This window comes from Texcoconibacillus texcoconensis (assembly GCF_014202575.1).
Lineage (GTDB): Bacteria > Bacillota > Bacilli > Bacillales > Salisediminibacteriaceae > Texcoconibacillus > Texcoconibacillus texcoconensis.
The window spans coordinates 122,111-140,629 of the sequence record NZ_JACHHB010000008.1 but is presented as its reverse complement, the minus strand read 5'-3'; the positions used below and the strand labels follow the sequence as shown (position 1 = coordinate 140,629).

General features: G+C 46.1%; 17 protein-coding genes. 9 read left to right on the top strand and 8 right to left on the bottom strand.

The features are described from left to right. Nucleotides 1–99 precede the first annotated feature (99 nt). From HNQ41_RS10105 to HNQ41_RS10095, 3 genes are all read right to left on the bottom strand, one after another. Complete coding sequence (locus tag HNQ41_RS10105) at nt 100–1,779, bottom strand: ABC1 kinase family protein (protein ID WP_184664310.1); 1,680 nt, start codon at nt 1,777–1,779, stop codon at nt 100–102. A 356-nt stretch (nt 1,780–2,135) separates the two neighbouring features. Beyond that, nucleotides 2,136–2,696: a hypothetical protein gene (locus tag HNQ41_RS10100; RefSeq protein WP_184664309.1), complete on the bottom strand. Its 561-nt coding sequence runs from the start codon at nt 2,694–2,696 to the stop codon at nt 2,136–2,138. Nucleotides 2,697–2,870: 174 nt separating this feature from the next. Beyond that, entirely contained in the window at nt 2,871–3,479 is a 609-nt protein-coding gene (locus HNQ41_RS10095) for a hypothetical protein (RefSeq protein WP_184664308.1), read from the bottom strand. A 200-nt stretch (nt 3,480–3,679) separates the two neighbouring features. On the opposite strand from HNQ41_RS10095, the gene HNQ41_RS10090 reads away from it, so the two are divergent. The 6 genes from HNQ41_RS10090 (at nt 3,680) to HNQ41_RS10065 (ending at nt 9,762) form a co-directional block, all read left to right on the top strand. Then, complete coding sequence (locus HNQ41_RS10090; protein ID WP_184664307.1) at nt 3,680–5,329, top strand: TcaA 3rd/4th domain-containing protein; 1,650 nt, start codon at nt 3,680–3,682, stop codon at nt 5,327–5,329. Nucleotides 5,330–5,513: 184 nt separating this feature from the next. Further along, entirely contained in the window at nt 5,514–6,011 is a 498-nt protein-coding gene (locus HNQ41_RS10085; protein WP_184664306.1) for a double zinc ribbon domain-containing protein, read from the top strand. 426 nt (nt 6,012–6,437) lie between these two features. Continuing rightward, nucleotides 6,438–7,559, top strand: coding sequence for a hypothetical protein (locus HNQ41_RS10080; RefSeq protein WP_184664305.1), 1,122 nt, complete (start codon nt 6,438–6,440; stop codon nt 7,557–7,559). 372 nt (nt 7,560–7,931) lie between these two features. After that, nucleotides 7,932–8,351: a zinc ribbon domain-containing protein gene (locus HNQ41_RS10075; RefSeq protein WP_184664304.1), complete on the top strand. Its 420-nt coding sequence runs from the start codon at nt 7,932–7,934 to the stop codon at nt 8,349–8,351. A gap of 24 nt (nt 8,352–8,375) precedes the next feature. Beyond that, complete coding sequence (locus HNQ41_RS10070; protein ID WP_246421601.1) at nt 8,376–8,993, top strand: RDD family protein; 618 nt, start codon at nt 8,376–8,378, stop codon at nt 8,991–8,993. 220 nt (nt 8,994–9,213) lie between these two features. After that, nucleotides 9,214–9,762 carry an REP-associated tyrosine transposase gene (locus HNQ41_RS10065; RefSeq protein ID WP_184664303.1) on the top strand — a complete coding sequence of 183 codons (549 nt, stop codon included), beginning with the start codon at nt 9,214–9,216 and terminating at the stop codon, nt 9,760–9,762. A gap of 17 nt (nt 9,763–9,779) precedes the next feature. On the opposite strand, the gene HNQ41_RS10060 is transcribed toward HNQ41_RS10065, so the two are convergent. From HNQ41_RS10060 to HNQ41_RS10045, 4 genes are all read right to left on the bottom strand, one after another. Continuing rightward, nucleotides 9,780–10,343 carry a GNAT family N-acetyltransferase gene (locus HNQ41_RS10060; RefSeq protein ID WP_184664302.1) on the bottom strand — a complete coding sequence of 188 codons (564 nt, stop codon included), beginning with the start codon at nt 10,341–10,343 and terminating at the stop codon, nt 9,780–9,782. Between the two features lie 31 nt (nt 10,344–10,374). Next, nucleotides 10,375–10,626, bottom strand: a complete 252-nt coding sequence (locus tag HNQ41_RS10055) for a hypothetical protein (RefSeq protein WP_184664301.1) — start codon at nt 10,624–10,626, stop codon at nt 10,375–10,377. Between the two features lie 282 nt (nt 10,627–10,908). Next, nucleotides 10,909–12,144 (bottom strand): dicarboxylate/amino acid:cation symporter, encoded by a 1,236-nt coding sequence (locus tag HNQ41_RS10050; RefSeq protein WP_184664300.1) that lies wholly within the window; start codon nt 12,142–12,144, stop codon nt 10,909–10,911. 239 nt (nt 12,145–12,383) lie between these two features. Then, nucleotides 12,384–13,103: a type 1 glutamine amidotransferase gene (locus HNQ41_RS10045; protein ID WP_184664299.1), complete on the bottom strand. Its 720-nt coding sequence runs from the start codon at nt 13,101–13,103 to the stop codon at nt 12,384–12,386. A gap of 541 nt (nt 13,104–13,644) precedes the next feature. Here HNQ41_RS10045 and desB point away from each other — a divergent pair. From desB to HNQ41_RS10030, 3 genes are all read left to right on the top strand, one after another. Next, on the top strand, nt 13,645–14,700 hold the full coding sequence (desB, locus tag HNQ41_RS10040) for a Delta(10) desaturase DesB (RefSeq protein WP_184664298.1): 1,056 nt from the start codon (nt 13,645–13,647) through the stop codon (nt 14,698–14,700). 169 nt (nt 14,701–14,869) lie between these two features. Beyond that, the gene (locus HNQ41_RS10035) at nt 14,870–15,064 is read left to right on the top strand and encodes a hypothetical protein (RefSeq protein ID WP_184664297.1); all 195 of its coding nucleotides are present in this window, start codon (nt 14,870–14,872) and stop codon (nt 15,062–15,064) included. 284 nt (nt 15,065–15,348) lie between these two features. Next, nucleotides 15,349–17,070 (top strand): zinc ribbon domain-containing protein, encoded by a 1,722-nt coding sequence (locus tag HNQ41_RS10030; protein WP_184664296.1) that lies wholly within the window; start codon nt 15,349–15,351, stop codon nt 17,068–17,070. A 195-nt stretch (nt 17,071–17,265) separates the two neighbouring features. Here HNQ41_RS10030 and thpD read toward each other — a convergent pair whose 3' ends face one another. Beyond that, nucleotides 17,266–18,201, bottom strand: coding sequence for an ectoine hydroxylase (thpD, locus tag HNQ41_RS10025; protein WP_184664295.1), 936 nt, complete (start codon nt 18,199–18,201; stop codon nt 17,266–17,268). Nucleotides 18,202–18,519 lie beyond the last annotated feature (318 nt).

Sequence of the window (18,519 nt, the reverse complement as noted above, 5' to 3'; positions counted from 1 at the left end):
CCTTCCCGCAAACTCACTCGACCTGCCCAAATCCTAATCCCATCCCACTTCACCTACACAAAAAAACTCCGCAAACGCGGAGTTTCATCATCATCATTATCATTTTTTTCTTGTTCTTAAAATAGACAGCGTCAACCAGACGAACAAAGCGAAGAAGGTGAAAAAGCCGATTTCTAGAACAGGGAGTTGCAGCCAGCCGGTGTCATCGGTGTCGCCGAGGGTGATGCCGATGATGAGTGCGCTGAGGACGATGCTGATCGCTAGCAGCAAAATACTCAGCGAGAGCTGGTTGCCGATGCGTGAGAATCGGCTGCTCATCTGTTCAGCTGCGGGTATATGAATGTCGTGTCGCATGCGGCCGCGCTCAATCAATGAGGTCACTTTTTTTATAGATTCTGGCAAGTCGCTCAAAATGTCTATGTACTCCATCGTGTATGCGCGTAAGCGTCGGCTCAGTTTCTTCGGGCTAAAATGTTCGCGCATGATCTCACCGCCGAGCGGTTCAACGACTTCCAGGATGCTAAGGTCTGGGTCGAGGTCGCTGACGACGGCTTCAACGGTGACGAGCGATTTGGCGACAAGCGTTAAGTCGTGCGGGACTTCGATGTTGTAACCGCCGATCAGCGCCAGCAGGTCGTTAATAATTTCACCGATCTGGATTTCATTAAGCGACACGCTTAAATATAAGTCAAGAAACTCATCGATATCTTTTTTTAAGTTGCCGCGCTTGATGTCGCTTGGTAGATCACCGATTTTTTCGATCGCTTTGACGATGTCGTCGTTATTTCGACGGAGAATCCCGACGACAAGGTAAGCGAGGTTTTCGCGTAACTCAACGGAAAGCCTGCCTACCATCCCGAAATCAAGGAAAGCGATGATATCATCATCCATCACATAAATGTTCCCAGGATGAGGGTCTGCATGATAAAAGCCGTCGATAAAAATTTGCCGGGTGATCGTGTCGACGATCGTTTCGGCAATGTGCTCGCGGCGTTTTTCGCTCAGATCAGGCGTGTTGATTTGATTGACGTTTCGACCTTTGATGAGCTCCATGGTCATGATTTTGCGCGTCGTGCACGTCCAGATGATCTCGGGGATGTAGACGTGCGGATTGTCCTCGGTTTGTTTGCGAACGCGGTCGGTGTTTTTGCTTTCGATCGTGTAATCCAGTTCGCGGCGGAGCATTTTCGTGAATTCGCCGACGAGTTTCGTGAGTCGGTAATGTTCGGCGCCGTCAATGTGGCGTTCAGCCAGTCGCGCGATCTCGTGTAAGATGTCCAGGTCGATGTCGATTTGCCGTTGGATACCCGGGCGCTGGATTTTGACAGCGACGTCGCGGCCGTCTTTCGTTTTGGCTTGGTATACTTGGCCGATCGATGCAGATGCGAGCGGTTCTTCTTGGAATTCTGCGAAGTAACTCGTGATGTCTTCGCCGATTTCTGATTTGAAAACGTACTGTGCTTCGTTGTATGTAAATGGTGAGACGTGGTCTTGGAGTTTTTCTAATTCGTTGATCAGCGCTTGCGGGAAAATGTCGTTGCGCGTGCTGGCGATTTGTCCGAGTTTGACAAAGGTCGGCCCGAGCTCTTCGAGAAGGTTGCGAACGCGTTCTTCGGTTGATGTGATGCGGTTTTCATCTTTGAGCCGCCATTTTTTGAGGCCAGGCACTTCGTTCATAAGGCCAATTTTTTGGACAAAATAGCCGAAGCCGTTTCTGACAAGGGCGTGGATGATTTGCCGAAAACGATTAGCGTGTCTAAGCCGCGTGCGCTTTAACATACGAAACACTCTCCATTTCAAAATTCTTCTTCTATCCATTATACCGTTTTTAGTGAAAGAGGGACAGTCCCGCTTTTTCGCTTCACCAGCTTAAAGCGGGACTGTCCCTCTTTACTCAAAAAAAGAAGTAACCAGTGGTTAACTGGTTACTTATGATCAATGGATTTTTCACATGGCTTATGCTAGGTCGAGCGTCGCTGTGCGGTGCACGACCGACAACCAAAGTTATAGGTTGTTATGTTTAGTCACATTATACATGAAATGGAAGACGGATTGCAAATGTTTTCAGAATATTAAGGGAGGTTCGCTACTTTAACAGAGTGAAGGGTAGGTGCTACCAAAGTAGCACCTACCCTTTACTGAGCTAAAGCGACTTTTTCAAAGATGCTTAATGATCCTGTTTCAATAAACCAGCTATCGTTGTATTTGACCGCAAGGAATGAGGCGAGCTGTTCTTTGGAAGTGTTGTCGCGCAGGAGTTCGATGACTACTTCAATTTCAGCGATATCTTCGACTTCACCATCCGTTTGCAGGGAAAGTGACATTTCTTCGTTTAATCGCGCGACTTCTCCTGCGACGACGGATTTGTCTTCATCGCTTTCTGGGAATGAAATCTGACTATCTATGACATCGAAGCTGTCAGCGCCTGTTTGTTCGATCGTTTCGTCATATGCATTTTCGTATTCTGTCTGCAAATCTTGTAAATAGTTTACTAGTTTTGAACCTTCTGCTGTAGATAATTCACTGTCACTTGCCACTTGGGCCATAAACGTAAGCTCTTCGGCTGTGTCCATGTCTCCGCTCAGTAAGGCTTCGGTAAATGTCTCAGCGGCGTCTTCGGGGCTGCTTTGTCCAGCGTTACATGCGCTAAGAAAGATAAGAGTGATGAGAACAAAATATGTGAGTGTTTTTTTCATCGCGCTTGTCTCCTTTCACTGGATGGATATGCGCTTTCGTGTTCTGAAATGATGTTAAATGGAAAGTGTGAAAGTGTAAAATGTTACCAAAAAGGAAACGGTGTGAATTTTTTGGATGCGACTTGTTTTTTCTCCGCAAAAAAACGTACTCCATTTGAGGGAGTACGTCTTCTTTCATTCTTGAAAAAGGGTGTCGATGGCTTGGGTGGCGAGGTCTTGTAATTTGTTGCGTTGGGCTTCTTGGTAGTCGTCTTTGATGTGGTCGGCTTTGTCTGGGTTGTGGTCGTTGTTTTCTAGTGTGGTTTGGTAGGATTCGTGGATGTCGGCGATGGATTCGTCGCTGTCGGATTTCAGGTCGCGGGCGTCGGTGAGATATTGGTAGCCGCTGGATAGTAGGTCTAGGTTGATGTCGAGGTCATCGAGGTCTTTGAATTCGGCTTTGGCGTTGTCAATGAGCTCTTTTGCGTCATTGGTGATGCGATCTTTGAGGTCGGTGAGTTTTTGTTCGTATTGGTTTTCGATGGTGTCGAGAGATTTGTGTTCGTCTTGGTGTTGGGCGTCGGTTGCTTCTAGCGCGACAGTGTGGTCATCCGTTAGAGCGTTATCGCTATCGGCGTTAGCTTTGGCTTCGGTGGCGAGATCTTTTTCCTCGTCGGTTGCGGGAAGAAAGTCGAGTGCGGATGATGGGGACGCGTTGTTCATGTACAGGATGGTGGCGAGTCCGCCTAAGATGAATAGTAGTTTCATGTTGATCAGCTCCTTAGATTGGTCCTTTTCATCCATCGTCTCCTATTGGTGAGCGGTTTAAACGTAGGTGAGTGCTTTAGTGTGTGGAAGGGGGACAGTCCCGCTTTCTTGATTTAGCAAACGAAAGCGGGACTGTCCCCCTTTAATACGATCGATCGTCATATTTTACATGCACAGAACTATATATTTAAAGGTGTCTCGGTTGAAGAAATTTTGTTTGAAAGAGGGGGAGCCCGATGAAGTTTTGCACGGGATGTGGGGAGAAAATAGAAAACGGGAAGCGGCATTGCACAAGTTGTGGAGCGCCGATTGCGTCTAACCCTGAACCGCAAGAAACGACGCAGCACACCGCTTCCCAACGTTCACGCAAGCCGCAAATACGCAAGCTGCCTCTTTTCATCGTCGTCGCGATTTTGCTCATAGGCATCGGCGGAGGGGGTACATATGCACACCTCGACCGACAATTTCAACCCGAAAACACGATCGACCAATTCCAAAAAGCCATCACCGAACACGACGCCGCCCAACTAACCGCACTTCTCAAAGCAAACGCCGCCGCCATGACCATCGACGAATCAGCCGCCGAGCGCCTCATCGCCTTACTAGCTAACGACGCCCAACTCATGTCCACCACACTCGACGACCTCGAGCACACATTAGAACCTCAAGACGCCGAAACCGCAGCGCCTGGACCATTAGCACTCGAACACACCGGCAACAAATGGCTATTCTTCGACGATTACAAAATCACCGTCGAACCCTTTTACCTCGAACTCGAAGCGAGCCAGCAAGGCACAACCTTTCAGCTTGATGGCCAAGACGCCGAAACCTTTTCAGGAGAAATCGTAGAAATTGGTCCGATCACACCAGGGGAATATTCACTAACAGCTGAATATGATGGAGAGGACGGTCAATTTTCAGAACAGCAAACAGTCACCGTTTACGATCGTGAAAAGACGACGCTTTCACATGCCCATGAATATGAAGGTTTTTTCGTCACAGTGGAATCGAGTGAAGAAGACAGTTACTTGCTCGTGAATGGTGAAGAAGTCGGTCCTGTTGCTACTGTCGGTGAGTATGGGCCGGTAACCGTCGATGGTTCGACGGAGCTGCAAGCGGTCGTAGAATTTCCAGCAGGCAAGGAGTATTCCGAAGCTGTCACCGTGACAAGCGACCAAACGCACTACGCGTTGGATTTTGACTACGAGGACTTTTTTATCACCGTCAGTTCTAATCAAACGAACAGTCGGCTGCTCGTTAATGGTGAAGAAGAAGGCTACATTTCTGATATTGAGGAGTATGGCCCTGTGTCCGTTGCTAATTCGGTTGAACTTCAGGCTGTCGCAGAACTTCCGGCGGGTGAAGCGTATTCGGAAGCTGTGGTGATCACAAGCGACAAGGCGCATTACGATTTGCATATCGAAACTGAGGAAGCGGAGCTGGAAGAGGGGATGTTCGAGGCGGTCAATCGCCATACAAGGCAATGGGTGCAAGCTTATGAAACGAAAAATACCGACTATTTCAATGAACTTCATCCTAGTTATGCTTATGACTATGTGCAGGGAATTGACGAAAATTTTAGTCGTATGCGAAGTGATCATACGAATTACCAAGGGGAAGTCGTTGCGACGGAATTTGATCTCGTAACGGTTGATACGACGGGAAATATCGATAACGGTGTGCATGGAGAAGTGAACGTACAAATTACGTTTAACTCTTCCTACTATGACAGCGACCAATCGCCCGGCAGCGTGCCGAAGAAAATCAGTCGAAGCCAATGGACGTACTATTTTACTTATGATTCGGGCGCTGAAAAGTGGTTGATTACGGGGCAGGATGAATTGGATAACTGGAATCCGAGTGATCCGCGTCGCTTCGAGTTTTAGCGTCTCGGCTCGAAACGGATCGGGAGCGGATGCTTTAGTGTTTCAGCGTAGTACAGGGTAGGTGCTACCGAAGTAGCACCTACCCTTCAATACTTCACAGCGCGAAACTGCTGTGTGCAGAAGCTAGACGCAACGGAAACACGGATGGGTGTGTAAGATTTCATTCATTAATCAAAAGGAAAGGGTGAGTGATTTGGCTGATATTCAATCGAAGTTAGGTGAGGGGCTTTCTCGGTTTCAGGGTGGTGTTGAGAAGGGGAAGCAGCGGATTCAGTTGACGCAGGAGATGAGTCGTTTGAAGCGGGAGTTAGCGGAGGCGACGAGTGAGAAGTCGAGGTTGTATGTGGAGATGGGGATGCGTGCGCATCAGTTGGTTCGTGATGGGGGCTTGTTTGATCAGCAAGTCAGTGATTTTGCGGATGCGTTGCTGGCTTGTGATAAGTCGATTTATCGGATTCAGCGGCAGATTGCTGAGTTGTCAGATGTGGAAAGTGAAGGTATGACGTGTGAGTGTGGGGCGTCGCTTCAGTCGGGGGATAAGTTTTGTGGGGAGTGTGGTGCGAAGGTAATGGTGTTCTCGGTGCAGGAGGAGCAAGCGTTCGTTGCGTGTCACCAATGTGAGGAGCAAGTGGCGGAGTCGGCGAATTTCTGTGGTTGTTGTGGATATAAATTGACTTCGTAGAAGGGGGATGACGAGGTGTATTGTAGAACATGTGGGCATCGCAATCCGCAAGAGGCCAGTTATTGTACGAACGATGGTACGGCGCTTTTTCAATTACCGAAGCATTTGCAGATGGTGAAGCGCGCGTCGCAATTTTGCCCTGAATGTGGTGGGCAGAATGGTGAGTGTGTGACGTATTGCGGCCAGTGCGGGGTTGCTTTGCAGACGGTGGAAACGAATAAGGCTGAGCATACGCTTTCGCGAGGAGAACGGCGGCGGGCTTCTGAGGATGAGAACGCGGCTTCGTTTTCTGGAGGAGGGGGAAAGTGGCAGTTCAATGTACATATGCTGCAAAAGAGCATTGTAGGTAGTGGGGTAGCATTGGGTTCGATGCTTGTGATCGTGTTTGTGTTGAGCTGGCTTGCCACTGAACGTTTGAACGCGCTCATGGCCGACGCGCTCGCGGATGAGCTCGGAGCGATGGCGGGGATGTTATCGTTTGATGGCTTTATCAACATGATGGATATGATCATGATGGCGCACTTCGTTGGCTTTTCGGTCGTCGGCTCGGGAGGCGAGTTGGCGGAGTTGTCGATGAGCGCGCAAACGGGCCTTTATTTATACTTACTTGTGCCATTGGTTGCGCTAATGATCGGCGGTTTTGTGTCTGCCAAGCAGAACGCGCACTTTGGCGTATTTGAGCGCTTCAATTTATCCGTTGTCATCGGCGCTGTTTATGGCGCGGTGTTGGCAGTGTTTTCATTATTTGCAGGCACATCCATGGCGTTAGATATGGGAGAATTCGGCGGCCCAGGCATGGACATCGCCGTATCAGGCCAATACTCATTTTTCGCGGCGCTTTGGCACGGATTTTTATTAGGGACGATTTTCAGCTTTTTCGGCGCACTCATGCAATTCGGTCCACCGAAAGTGACCAGCCACTTATCCGGGCGCTTAACGTACGGCGAATCACTTCACCAAGCGATTTCAACCGTCATTAGAGGGGTTCTGTTATCCGTTTTCGTCTTGCTGGTCGTTTTTCTCGTGCAGTTCGGTGGGGAAGTTTTTGATGATACATTTATGTTTATCGTTCTCTTAACACAGCTCGGCGGTTATTTGTGGGTGTTGTTAAATTTCATTCCGTTTTCGATGTCGGCGGATATGTTCGGTGAATCGGGAGCTTTGAACGTATCTGTTCTTTCCGGGTTTGAAGCAGTCGGCGAAATGGGCGATACCGCGGTCTTGAATGACTATGGCATCTATTTGTATCTCGGCTTATTATTGCCGATTGCGCTGTTTTTGTGGGCAGGATATCGGATTCGCTTGCAGGTGAAAGGGGACGTATTGAAAGCGGTGCTTGCGTTTAGTGGCACGTACGCATTGTTGATGGCCGCCTTAGCTACTTTGACGGCATTTTCCTTTGAAATGAATGCAGGTTCCTTAGGGGTAGGCGCTGAAATGCTCGAAGTGAGCATTGGATTCGGCTTCTTCACAACATTGTTTATAAGCTTCATCACAGCCAGCTTACTCACCTACGCAGGCACACTATTCGTAAAAGCAGAAGAATAAAGCGGTAAAGCAGTGAAGTAGTGAAGTAGTGAAGAGGGACAGTCCCACTGTAGTCAAGTGAAGCGGGACTGTCCCTCTCTACTTGAAAAAAGAAAATTTATGTAGAAAATAGTAAAAATGACCCACCAACAATCCGATACAAAGGATGTATGACAAATATCGCGGGAGTCCGTGTATTTTCTATGATTGTGTGTTAAGTATTAATCATCATGTACTTTAGAGATCTTATCGTCAACATTGCGGAAAACGTGTCAGAGGGAGATGGGCACAAAGGGTGCCTTCTTATATCATACCGCGTTCTTCCTAAAAGGATGGACAATCTTTATCAATGAATGATGACATTATTAACAGAAAAGAAGGGAGAAATATCCGATGTATTGCCCCAACTGTGGGAACGAAATCTCAGAGAAAGCAGAAATATGCCCAAATTGTGGTGTTCGTCCGTTTAGAAGCGTCGAGTATTGCTACAATTGCGGTGACAGTCTCAACAAAGACCAAGAAATGTGCACTAGCTGTGGTGTCCGCGTACATAAAACATCGCATATATCAAATACCGATGCAAAAAGTCCGTGGTTAATGGCACTCTTGTCGTTTTTAATCACAGGATTAGGCCAAATGATTCTCGGACAAGTGAAAAAAGGGGTTGCGATTTTAGTAGCAAGTATCCTCTTATCAATGATAACATTCGGTTCATCGGTTTTTATAACCACCCCGATCGCCATTATCGATGCTTTCCTCATAGCTAAGAAAATGAGAGAAGGTAAAGAAGTCGGAGAGTGGGAGTTTTTCTAAAAACGAAAAGTTTGGAGTGTAATGATGTACTGTAGACAATGTGGAAAACATGTTTCAGAAAAAGCGGAATTTTGTCCAGGCTGCGGATTCCGACCATTAAAGAGTGATCAATTCTGCCAAAGTTGCGGCACAGAAACCGCCACTCAACAAGAAATGTGCGTCAAATGTGGTGTAAGACTACAACAAACAGGCCGAGAATACTACGCCGGATTTTGGATCCGTGGCGTCGCACATATCATCGACGGTGTTATATTGACGATTCCTATCTTTATCCTTGTAGCGATTCTATCGGCAGTCCTTGTAGGCATTGCTATGAACGATCCGTATAGCACACAAACGGAAGCGCTCGTTAATTTGCTCAGTTTCATCCAGTTTATCGTGCTGTTTTTATTTTGTGCGTTCTACTATGCCATTTTCCATACTTCAAAATGGCAAGCCACACCAGGCAAAAAAATGGTAGGTATCAAAGTCACAGACAAGAACGGAAATCGGATCTCATTTTTAAAAGCCTTCTGGCGAGCCATTGCCATCTGGTTTTCCGGCCTCATCTTCTATATCGGGTTCATTATCGCCGCATTTACGGATAAAAAACAAGCCCTCCATGATTTCATGGCCAACACCCATGTCATCCGTTCAAAATAAAAGCCGGGACAGTCCCACTTTAGTCAAGTGAAGCGGGACTGTCCCCTTTTCATGATTTAGCGAACGAAAGCGGGACTGTCCCTCTTTAGGGAGGAAAAGTTGGGTTTGTGTTGAATATGTTATGGAGGGCTGTTTGTCTTCAACGGTCTATGGTTTGTTTTCATGAGTTAGGTTTGATCTTTGTGGTTTGACAAAATGTTAGTTGAAAGGTGTGGTGTAGTTGCCGAGAAAGCGTAGGGTCACGGCGCCTGGTGCGATTTTTCACATTACGAGTCGTGGCAACAGGCGGGATTTGATTTTCATTGATGAACGTGATTATTTGCGGTATTTAAAATTGCTCGAACGTGTACAGGAAGTTTACCCCTTTTATCTTCATGCTTATTGTTTAATGCCGAACCACATCCATCTTCTCCTAGAAACGGTTGATTCTCCAACGAGTAAAATTATTAGTAATCTCCACACGCGTTATGCGATGTATTTTAATCGGCGGTACGACGTCGATGGCCATCTTTTTCAGGGGCGTTATCATGCACAATTGATTGATAGTTTGAATTACTTCCTCAGGGTTAGCAAATACATCCACTTAAACCCTGTCACTGCGAAAATGGTTGATTTTCCGGAACATTACCCCTGGAGCAGCTACCCGCATTATTATCAAATAGCTCCCGAAGAATCCTCTACACAATTAGTCACAACTGATAAAATTCTTTCCCATTTTAGCGAACCAAAAAGAGAAAACTACTTTAACTTTATCGATGCAGAAGATTGAAGGGGGACAGTCCCACTTTAGTCAAGTGAAGCGGGACTGTCCCTCTTTAGCAAGGAGTAGATGAGGACGTCGTGGAACTTTGCGTTGAGTTTTTGGTGTTCGCGTAGGGTGCCTTCGTGTTTGAAGCCGTATTTGTTAAGGATTGCTAGTGCGGTCGTATTTTGCTCGTTGGTGGTGGCGCAGATTTTGTTTAGGTTCATGGTGGTAAATGCGTGTTTGATGATCGCGTTCATCGCTTCGGTTGCGTAGCCGTTTCCCCACAGTTCGCGGGAGAGGTTGCCGCCGATTTCGGCATGTTGGGAGGTGCGGTTCCAGTTTTTGAAACCGCAAGTGCCGATGAGTTTGCCGGTTTCGATGTGTTCGGCGCCCCAAATAATATAATGAGGGTTTTGGTAAGATTGTTGGGCGATGTCGATGAACGTTTCGGCTTCTTGCATCGTCTTGATCGGTTCGCTGTAATCAAACTTGGTTACTTGAGGGTCTGAAAATAGACGATAAATGTCGTGTTTATCGTCTACATTCAGTTCCCTAAAAATGAAGTTTTCCGTTTGGAAGTGAATCGTTTTGGTGTTTTCGTTCATATTTGATGCACATCCTTGGTTTATTCATAGGTTAATAGTAAGGTCTGCGACGAGCTCCGGCGATACCGATGAGTGGGATCGCGACTAATGCACCGACGGCGAGTGGGAAGAAGAACATGCCGTAGCCGCGATCGGTGGGTGGTGGCGCCTGTGTACGTAGGTACACATTTTCACGGTCGACCTTTTCAATTTTCCCAACGTGCACTTTGCCATGGTGGTCGGTGATCTCTACTTCTTGCCCCATGTGCTGTTGGCAAAAGTTGTAATAGTATTCAGCAGACATCGAATCATCCTTTTCTAAATTTATACTAGCAGAACACGCAACATCTCTGCGTATTCATAGGGTATGTATGTCTGCTGGAATTGGTCTAGTTTAATAGCCTGTTTTAGAGGGGAAGATACATAGATGCTTTAGCGAGGAAAAGGGTAGGTGCTACCCAAGTAGCACCTACCCTTCAGCACTTCACTGTACTAACGCGGGGTAAATCGTTGTTTCGGTCGCGTAAATGGAGAGTTGGGGTGGTGTGCAAAATATCCTTTCTTCTCCTTAAAAGTCCTGCCCAACTTACTGGGCCTCGGCGGTTTCTTTTTGGTGTTTTTCTGTTTTATTAATGATGGATGAGCCTGTTAAATCGCCTGTTACATTCAATGAGGTACATCCCATACCGACGAGGGCGTCAACGGCTGCGAGCAAGGCGACGGCTTCTAGTGGGAGGCCGAGCTGTGCGAAGACGGTTGCGATCATGACCATCCCAGCGCCGGGGACGCCTGCTGTCCCGATTGACACGAGTGTACCGAGCAGGACGACTTGAAACATTTCCGGGAATGTGAGCGGGTCGCCGATGACATTGGCAGCGAACGTAGCTGACACGGCGATGCGGATCGCGGCCCCATCCATGTTAACCGTTGCGCCGAGCGGTAGGCTGAAACTGTACAAACCTTTGTTGAGCCCGAGTCGCTGAGCGGCGTTCAGGGTGAGCGGGAGTGTGCCTGAACTGCTTTGTGTCGCAAATGCGGTAATCATCGGTGTACGCGCGGCGCGGAAAAATGATTTCACCGATACGCCTGATAATTTCATAAATAAGATGTAAAACAACACTTGCACGATCAGCGCAATGTAAAGGACACCGACCATCTCGCCGAGCGAAACGAGTGTGTTAATCCCTTGATCGGCAACGGTTGTGGCGATGATTGCAAAAATCCCGATCGGCACGTATTGCAAAATGACGTTCATGATGCGAAATGTCGCCTCGTTTAACCCGTCGATCACTTTGTAAACCAATGCGCCGGTCTCATGGTAAGTCGCCGACGATCTTAGCGACGAAATCGCAATGCCAAACGCGAGTGCTGTGAAAATGATGCCGAGCAAGTTCAGTTCACTGAACGCCGCGACAATATTGTCAGGCACGATACTTAAAATGACATTTACGACCCCTGGATTTTCCGGCGCCTCGAACGTCTCATTCGTTAACGTCATCCCTGTCCCCGGCGAGAATACGCGCGAAACCGCTAACCCGACGATGATCGCCACCGCCGACGTCACGGCATAATAAATGAACACTTTCCCACCCATTCTACCGAGGTCTTTGATATCCGACTGGTTGACCCCGACAATCAATGTGAATAAAACGAGTGGAATAATCAGAAACATGAGCAAGTTCATCAGCAAATCACCAAACGGCGCCAAAATCGCAACGCCCGTTTCTCCGATCAGCAACCCAACGATAACCCCTAAAATAAGTGCAATCGTGATTTTGAGAATAAGAGAAGTTTCCCAATATGTACGTAGGATTCCTTTCATAACGATTCGCTCCTTTTTCTTTTGTATTGTAAGTTTACGAGAAGTAAATATATTATATTCCAATCGATAAACTCGGAATTATGTTTTATCATAAAATGGAAAGTTCATATTGTCAATAATAGAATTTCGTGCTTTAGCTAAGTGAAGGGTAGGTGCTACTTTGGTAGTACCTACCCTTTGCTCTGTTAAAGCACGGAGGGGAATGGAGAGCTGGGGCGGTGAGGTAAATGTCTTTTCTTTCAAATGGAGGTTTTGGGGGTTGTGGTGTTTTTAAACGCTTGTTTAAAGTTGTTCATGATTTGGTACATGAATGCGCGGCTGCCTTGGAAGTTGGCTTCTTTTAGCACGTCTTGTTGTGGCTGAATAAACGGGCCTTTTTTGTCGCGAGGATAGTGATTTTCAGTAAAATAGGTGATCATTTGTTCGTTGAATTCTGGGTGGAATTGCACGGCTAGGATTTGCTCACCGATCGTGAAGGCTTGTTTGGCGCAGGTTGTTTCGGCGATTAATTGTGCGTTGTTGGGGAGGTCGAATGTGTCGTTATGGTATTCAAAGGCGTGTAATGTCGTTGGTGTCTGTTGAAGTAGTGGGTGGTTGGATGCGTGTTCGGAAAATTGCACGGGATGCCAGCCGAGCTCTGGTTCGTGGTGTTGGTATGCTTTGCCGCCGAGGGCATCGGCAATGAGTTGGCTTCCTAGGCAGATGCCGAGTATCCATTTATTCGCGTGTGTGGCGCGAGTGATGAGCGTTTTTTCTGCGCGCAACCACGGGTATTTGTCCTCTTCGTAGGCACCCATCCGCCCGCCGAGGCTGATGAGCATATCGAAGTCATGGGTGGAGGGGAGTGCTTCGCCTAAGTCGAGGCGGTAAAGCTGGATCTCTTCATTGTAGTCTTGCGCCCAGTCAGATAAAACGCCGGGTCCGACGATAGGGTCGTGTTGGATCACTGCAATTTTCATCTCTTATCCTCCTTGTCAGTGGAAATCTTGATATGGTTATTTTATAGGAGTCAATGGTAAGGTACAACATGTTAAAGGAAGAAAGAGTGTCAGGTGATTTAACAAAATTGGCTGATAGGGGGCGTTTCGCTTTATCGCTTTATCGAGATGCAGAGTAGGTGCTACTTCGGTAGCACCTACCCTTCACTTCGCTAAAGCGCCTGACTATAAACTTCGTCGCTCTCATAAAATGCCCCCAACCGTTGAGAAATGTGTCGTTCCTTGTCTATTTTCACATAGCGCGAGAGTTGTTAGAGAAGGATTCAGTATTTTCTTTGTGTCCTCGTAAAGTCTATAAGTCACGTTTTCCATTCACTACATTATAATAAAGCAGGCAGGGCAAAATAATCATCAAGTTGATCTTGAAAAGAAAGTACAGAGAGACGTTAGAAATTAGCACCTAGTGATAAAAGTAGGTTGTAAAAAATCTGAGATGTGATAAAATTGTGAAATAAATTAAAGATAATGATGTTATCGGCATATATTGAAAGGGGATTCATGAATGAAAGAACTTCATACTTTCGGCTGGTATGCAGCACGCACAAAGCCACACCTTCCTAAAGAGGCATTTCAGCCTGTACCAACGCGTCTTTTTGGAGGACTGTTTTTTCTTATTCTCACAATTGCTGGGATTGTGACGATTAGTTTGTTTGAACTGCATCCTTTAGTGAGTCTCGTGATCTCACTTATATTAGGTGGAAGTTTTGCCTCATTGGGCTTTTTAGGGCATGAAATTTTGCACGGAACGGTCGTAAGGAAAGCGTGGTTACGCGATTTTCTTGGTGCAATTGCTTTTTGGCCATTATGTACAGGTCCAAAACTGTGGCGCAAGTGGCATAATATGGATCACCATAAACATACACAAGATGAAGAACTGGACCCCGATGCTTGGCCAACGATGAAAAAGCTAGCGGAAAGCGCAGTTTTACGGTGGGTGTATCGTCTTCCGCTTTCGGTGCGTTCTTTCTTTAGCTTTAGTTTTTTAACAGTAACTTTTACAGCCCACTCTTTGCGGATGTTTGGTGAAAACGTGAAAACCTTTAAATTAAAGAAACAACCAGCGCTTTGGTTGCAATTGATTTTACCGTGGGCAACTTGGATCGGCTTACTCGTGTGGATCGGCTTTAGTAATTGGGTTTTTGCCTTTTTACTTCCATTACTAATTGCTAATTTTATCGTGATGGCTTATATTGCAACGAACCATCGCTTGAATCCGCTTGTTGAGGTCAATGATCCACTAGCTAATAGTCTCACTGTCACTGTGCCCAAGTGGGTAGATGTTCTTCATTTCAATTTTAGTTATCACACAGAGCACCACCTTTTTCCGGGGATGAATCCGAAGTACTATCCTTTAGTGAAGGAACATATCAAAACAATGTGGCCGGATAGGTATCATGAAATGCCGATGGGCAGAGCGTTAATCGCATTGTGGAAGACACCGCAGCTTTATCATCAAAAGAGTGAATTTGTAGATCCAAGACAAGGGGACCTCTATCATTCTTTAGGAAATGGCCTTGACCCAATGAAGAATCAATATCGAAAAGATGAAGAGGGCTAACGCCGGTGCGTTAGTCTTTTTTTGTGAATAAGAGATGTTTATCCAAAGATTGGAGTGAACGGCCATGATTGTTTTTGTATCAACATTCGACATGTTTATGTATCCTTTTGAATGACACAAACGAAAGGCGTGTAGCGTGAATAGAAATAGTTGAGAAGGGGGGATTGTGTTGAATCGTTTTTTGCTGTTATATTTAGCGACGATTCTTGCGGGATTTGCGATCATCCGTGTGCCGCTTGATGGGATATTGGAGCCGTTTGCGCCAGTGACGCTCTTAGTCGGTGTGTTAACTGTACTCACCTTCTCATGTGTGATTATTTTTAATGGGTTTATGGCCTTATTTGGGAAACGAACGAAATTGTAAAAAGTTTGGGGGATTTGCTTTAACGTAGTAAAGGGTAGGTGCTACCAAAGTAGCACCTACCCTTCAGGGTGCTAAAGTGAAATGTTGTCGGTTTATCTGAAAGACTGGTTTCTGTATCGGCTCGAAGGAAAGTGGGGGTGGTGTGGAAAGTGTCTTTTATCTAGGAAAAAGTTCTAGGGTTTTTGACATTTTTAGAGATTGTTTCGGTCAATTTACATAGAATCGTGTTATGATATGCTATGAAATTCGTAGTTTATTCTAGTTAAGTGATGGAGGAAGGGCCGATGAATTTTTGTCCGAATTGTGGGGAGAAGCGCGAGCGTGGCGCTCAATTTTGTGGTGCTTGTGGTGCGCAGTTTGCGGATCAATCGAGCGCTCAAGTTGAAAAGGGAACGGCTTCTACGGCTGAAACCGTGAAGAGTGTGGAAAGTGGAGAAAGGGGGAGGATGTTGCAGAAAGCGAAAAAGACGCTGATCCTTCCCCTTACTCTTGTTGCTTTATTAGGGATTGGTGCAGTTGTTGCTTATCCGATTATTTTTAATCAGAGTGCGAAAGATTTATATTTCATGGCGGAAGCAGGTGGGGACTCAACGTTATTGGACGTGCTCACTGAGCCGTATCAAGAAACGGTGGCGTTATCCGATTATATGCAAGAGCATCCTTACGAGAGCGAAACGACATTATCTGCGGATGTCAATGCGATGAATATACCTGATATCGCTCAACTTCAAGCGTCTTTGCAAGGTAATGAGTTTGTCGTTGAAACGATGCAAGATCCGGACGAAGAGGTTTTTTGGTCGACGTTGTCTTTAATAGATAATGGAACAGAGGCGTTTCAAGCGGAGGTTTATCAACAAGAAGATCGAACGTCATTCGGTTTTCCACTACTTTATGAATCGCATTTTAGTATCGAAAATGATCAATTTGGGGACATGATGAGACGAAACGACCCTTATTATTATGGGCCTGAGGAGATTACCAATTTTGCAACATTACCAGACCGTTGGTTTTCCTTTGGTGAGCCATGGGAAGAGGTTGTAACAGAGTACGGAACGTTTCTTCATGGTCTTCTTGATGATGATTCATTTGCTCTGGATGAGGATGGGGATCACCGAACGATCACACTTCATCTATCGGAAGGTGAGGTTAAGAACGTTTTCGATGATATGTTACTGAAAATGACGCAGGATGAGGCGTTGGTTCAGCTGATCGTTGAGCAAGGTGAAGATGGATACGGTCATGCCTCGGTAAGCGAGGGTGATGTTAGAGATGGCTTGCAAAAGTTGCGTTCAGATATAAGTGACATGAGCATTCCTGATGGTGTTCAAAGTAAAATGGTGATTGATGACGATGAGGAAATCATTGATTTTGATCTCACATTTAACATCACAGATGATGGGTATAATGATGGGATTTCCTTTGTGTATGACTTTTCTAGAAATGATACGGCTGGTGAGAGTTATATACGAAACTTGCGCGTTGAACCTGTGTATTCCGGCGATGAATACCTTGATGTAAGTTTGGTTACGAACAAAACAGAAGAGGCTTACGGTGAACATTATAGTACAGCTATAAGTTTCATGTTGATGGATCAAAATGGCTTAGCGGCTGATATTCGCTTAGATGTTATGACAGAGCGTAGACAAAATGAAACGAACACAGACTTTGATCTTTATCTAAGTGGGTATGAGTTCGGGCATCAAATTCCTACGATTCATGGGTATGTTGATCAAAGTTTTGATCACGATTTGAGTAGTGATTATGCCAATCAAGATATAGAAGCGGGTTTAACAATCGGGGCGCAAGATCAATTTTATGGATATCAGGAAATGACGTTTATTATTGATGCTGAAACGGAAGTTGAATTCTCGGGTGATGTACAAATCACAGACGTTTCTCCGTCAACGAAAACGGACGCGTTGGAGCTTACCGAGTACGAATGGATGGACATAAGAAATACCGTGTCGCAAAACCTCATTCAACATCCACAATACCCGCAATACTAGTTTGCTTTGCTGATGGTTGAATGGTGTGGTGCTTTAGTGTGTTGAAGGGTAGGTGCTACCGAAGTAGCACCTACCCTTTAACTGGATAAAGAGAAAACGATCCGCCGAAAAACGGTGGATCGTTTCTGTGTGGTTATGGATATGCCTGCACAGGTGAAACTTAAACTGGCTAGGCGCGTTGTATGAAAATCAAGTTTATGAATGGCTGACGGTACGTGGGACAATCGGATCGTTTGTAGGAATGATTGGTTTAATGTTTTCGCGATTGCCTAGAAACTCTGGGCGCGGACTTAGCCCGGAGAATGGGTTTGCCAATTGATTTTCTATGCTATTATAGACGAAAAATACGTTGCTGCGCGGGTACGGCGAAATGTTGCCGCTTGATCCGTGCATAATGTTACATTCGAAAAATAGCACTGACCCTGCTGGACCTGTTGCTCTGTCGATGCGTCCGGCTTGGTCGACGAGCCACTCCATGCTCGCGTTGTCGGGAACGCCGAGTTCTTGTTGTTTCAACGATTGCTCAAAGTGGCCTTCTGGTGTTTTTCCGGCGCACGAAACGAACCAATTGTGCGAGCCCGGGATTAACATGAGCGGTCCGTTGTATTCGTAGTTATCTGTGAGAACAATCGAACAACTTACTGCGCGCATGTTCGGCATGCCGTCCTCGACGTGCCACGTTTCAAAATCAGAGTGCCAGTAAAATTCTTTCCCTTTGAAACCAGGCTTGAAGTTGATGCGCGATTGCGTGATGTACGTTTGGCTGCCTAACAGCTGTTGCGCGATATTGACGAGTCGCTCGTTTGTCGACAGCTGCTCAAAAAAGTTGCCATCACGATGGACATCAAATACCGAACGAACTTCATTACTGCCTGGCTCGTGAATGACCGCCTTGGAATCGGTCTCCTTGTTGTCTTCTAAAACAAGCCCGAGCTCTTGCTTCATCGTTTGCACTTCGTCAGGAGAGAAGAGATTTTTGAAGAGAAGGTAACCATTTTGTTCGTACGAATCAAGCTCTCCTTGACTGAGTGGTCCAGCTGGTTGGGTAGGGTTACTGTACACAACCGGATCTTTCCTCTTCATGATCGACGCCTTTTCACTGACTCTTGAAGGATACAAATCCGTTAACATCCAATCACCCCTTATCATCGATTTTTGGGAAGTTTATGTCATATCGTTCCTCTTCCCTTTACCGCTTACATTGTACGCCTGAGAGCAAATGTCTTTCAAAGCGAAGCACGAAGGTTGTAAGCGCTCAACGTTACACATAAGGTTAATTTTTCCTATAAAAAAGGTGCTAATGTCGTTTTCCTTCCTTTATCAACGTCTATCTCATAAGTGTGGTTGTGCTTTTGTGGTTTAGTGTGTTGAAGGGTAGGTGCTACCGAAGTAGCACCTACCCTGTCTTGCGTTAATTTGGTAAAGCGTCGCTCGACCGAAATGAAATAG

Bases quoted from the DNA above. Each gene is read 5' to 3' on its own strand.
- HNQ41_RS10105 (WP_184664310.1), bottom strand. From the start codon at position 1,779: ATGTTAAAGCGCACGCGGCTTAGACACGCTAATCGTTTTCGGCAAATC.
- HNQ41_RS10100 (WP_184664309.1), bottom strand. From the start codon at position 2,696: ATGAAAAAAACACTCACATATTTTGTTCTCATCACTCTTATCTTTCTT.
- HNQ41_RS10095 (WP_184664308.1), bottom strand. From the start codon at position 3,479: ATGGATGAAAAGGACCAATCTAAGGAGCTGATCAACATGAAACTACTA.
- HNQ41_RS10090 (WP_184664307.1), top strand. From the start codon at position 3,680: ATGAAGTTTTGCACGGGATGTGGGGAGAAAATAGAAAACGGGAAGCGG.
- HNQ41_RS10080 (WP_184664305.1), top strand. From the start codon at position 6,438: ATGGCCGACGCGCTCGCGGATGAGCTCGGAGCGATGGCGGGGATGTTA.
- HNQ41_RS10075 (WP_184664304.1), top strand. From the start codon at position 7,932: ATGTATTGCCCCAACTGTGGGAACGAAATCTCAGAGAAAGCAGAAATA.
- HNQ41_RS10070 (WP_246421601.1), top strand. From the start codon at position 8,376: ATGTACTGTAGACAATGTGGAAAACATGTTTCAGAAAAAGCGGAATTT.
- HNQ41_RS10060 (WP_184664302.1), bottom strand. From the start codon at position 10,343: ATGAACGAAAACACCAAAACGATTCACTTCCAAACGGAAAACTTCATT.
- HNQ41_RS10055 (WP_184664301.1), bottom strand. From the start codon at position 10,626: ATGTCTGCTGAATACTATTACAACTTTTGCCAACAGCACATGGGGCAA.
- HNQ41_RS10050 (WP_184664300.1), bottom strand. From the start codon at position 12,144: ATGAAAGGAATCCTACGTACATATTGGGAAACTTCTCTTATTCTCAAA.
- HNQ41_RS10045 (WP_184664299.1), bottom strand. From the start codon at position 13,103: ATGAAAATTGCAGTGATCCAACACGACCCTATCGTCGGACCCGGCGTT.
- desB (WP_184664298.1), top strand. From the start codon at position 13,645: ATGAAAGAACTTCATACTTTCGGCTGGTATGCAGCACGCACAAAGCCA.
- HNQ41_RS10030 (WP_184664296.1), top strand. From the start codon at position 15,349: ATGAATTTTTGTCCGAATTGTGGGGAGAAGCGCGAGCGTGGCGCTCAA.
- thpD (WP_184664295.1), bottom strand. From the start codon at position 18,201: ATGTTAACGGATTTGTATCCTTCAAGAGTCAGTGAAAAGGCGTCGATC.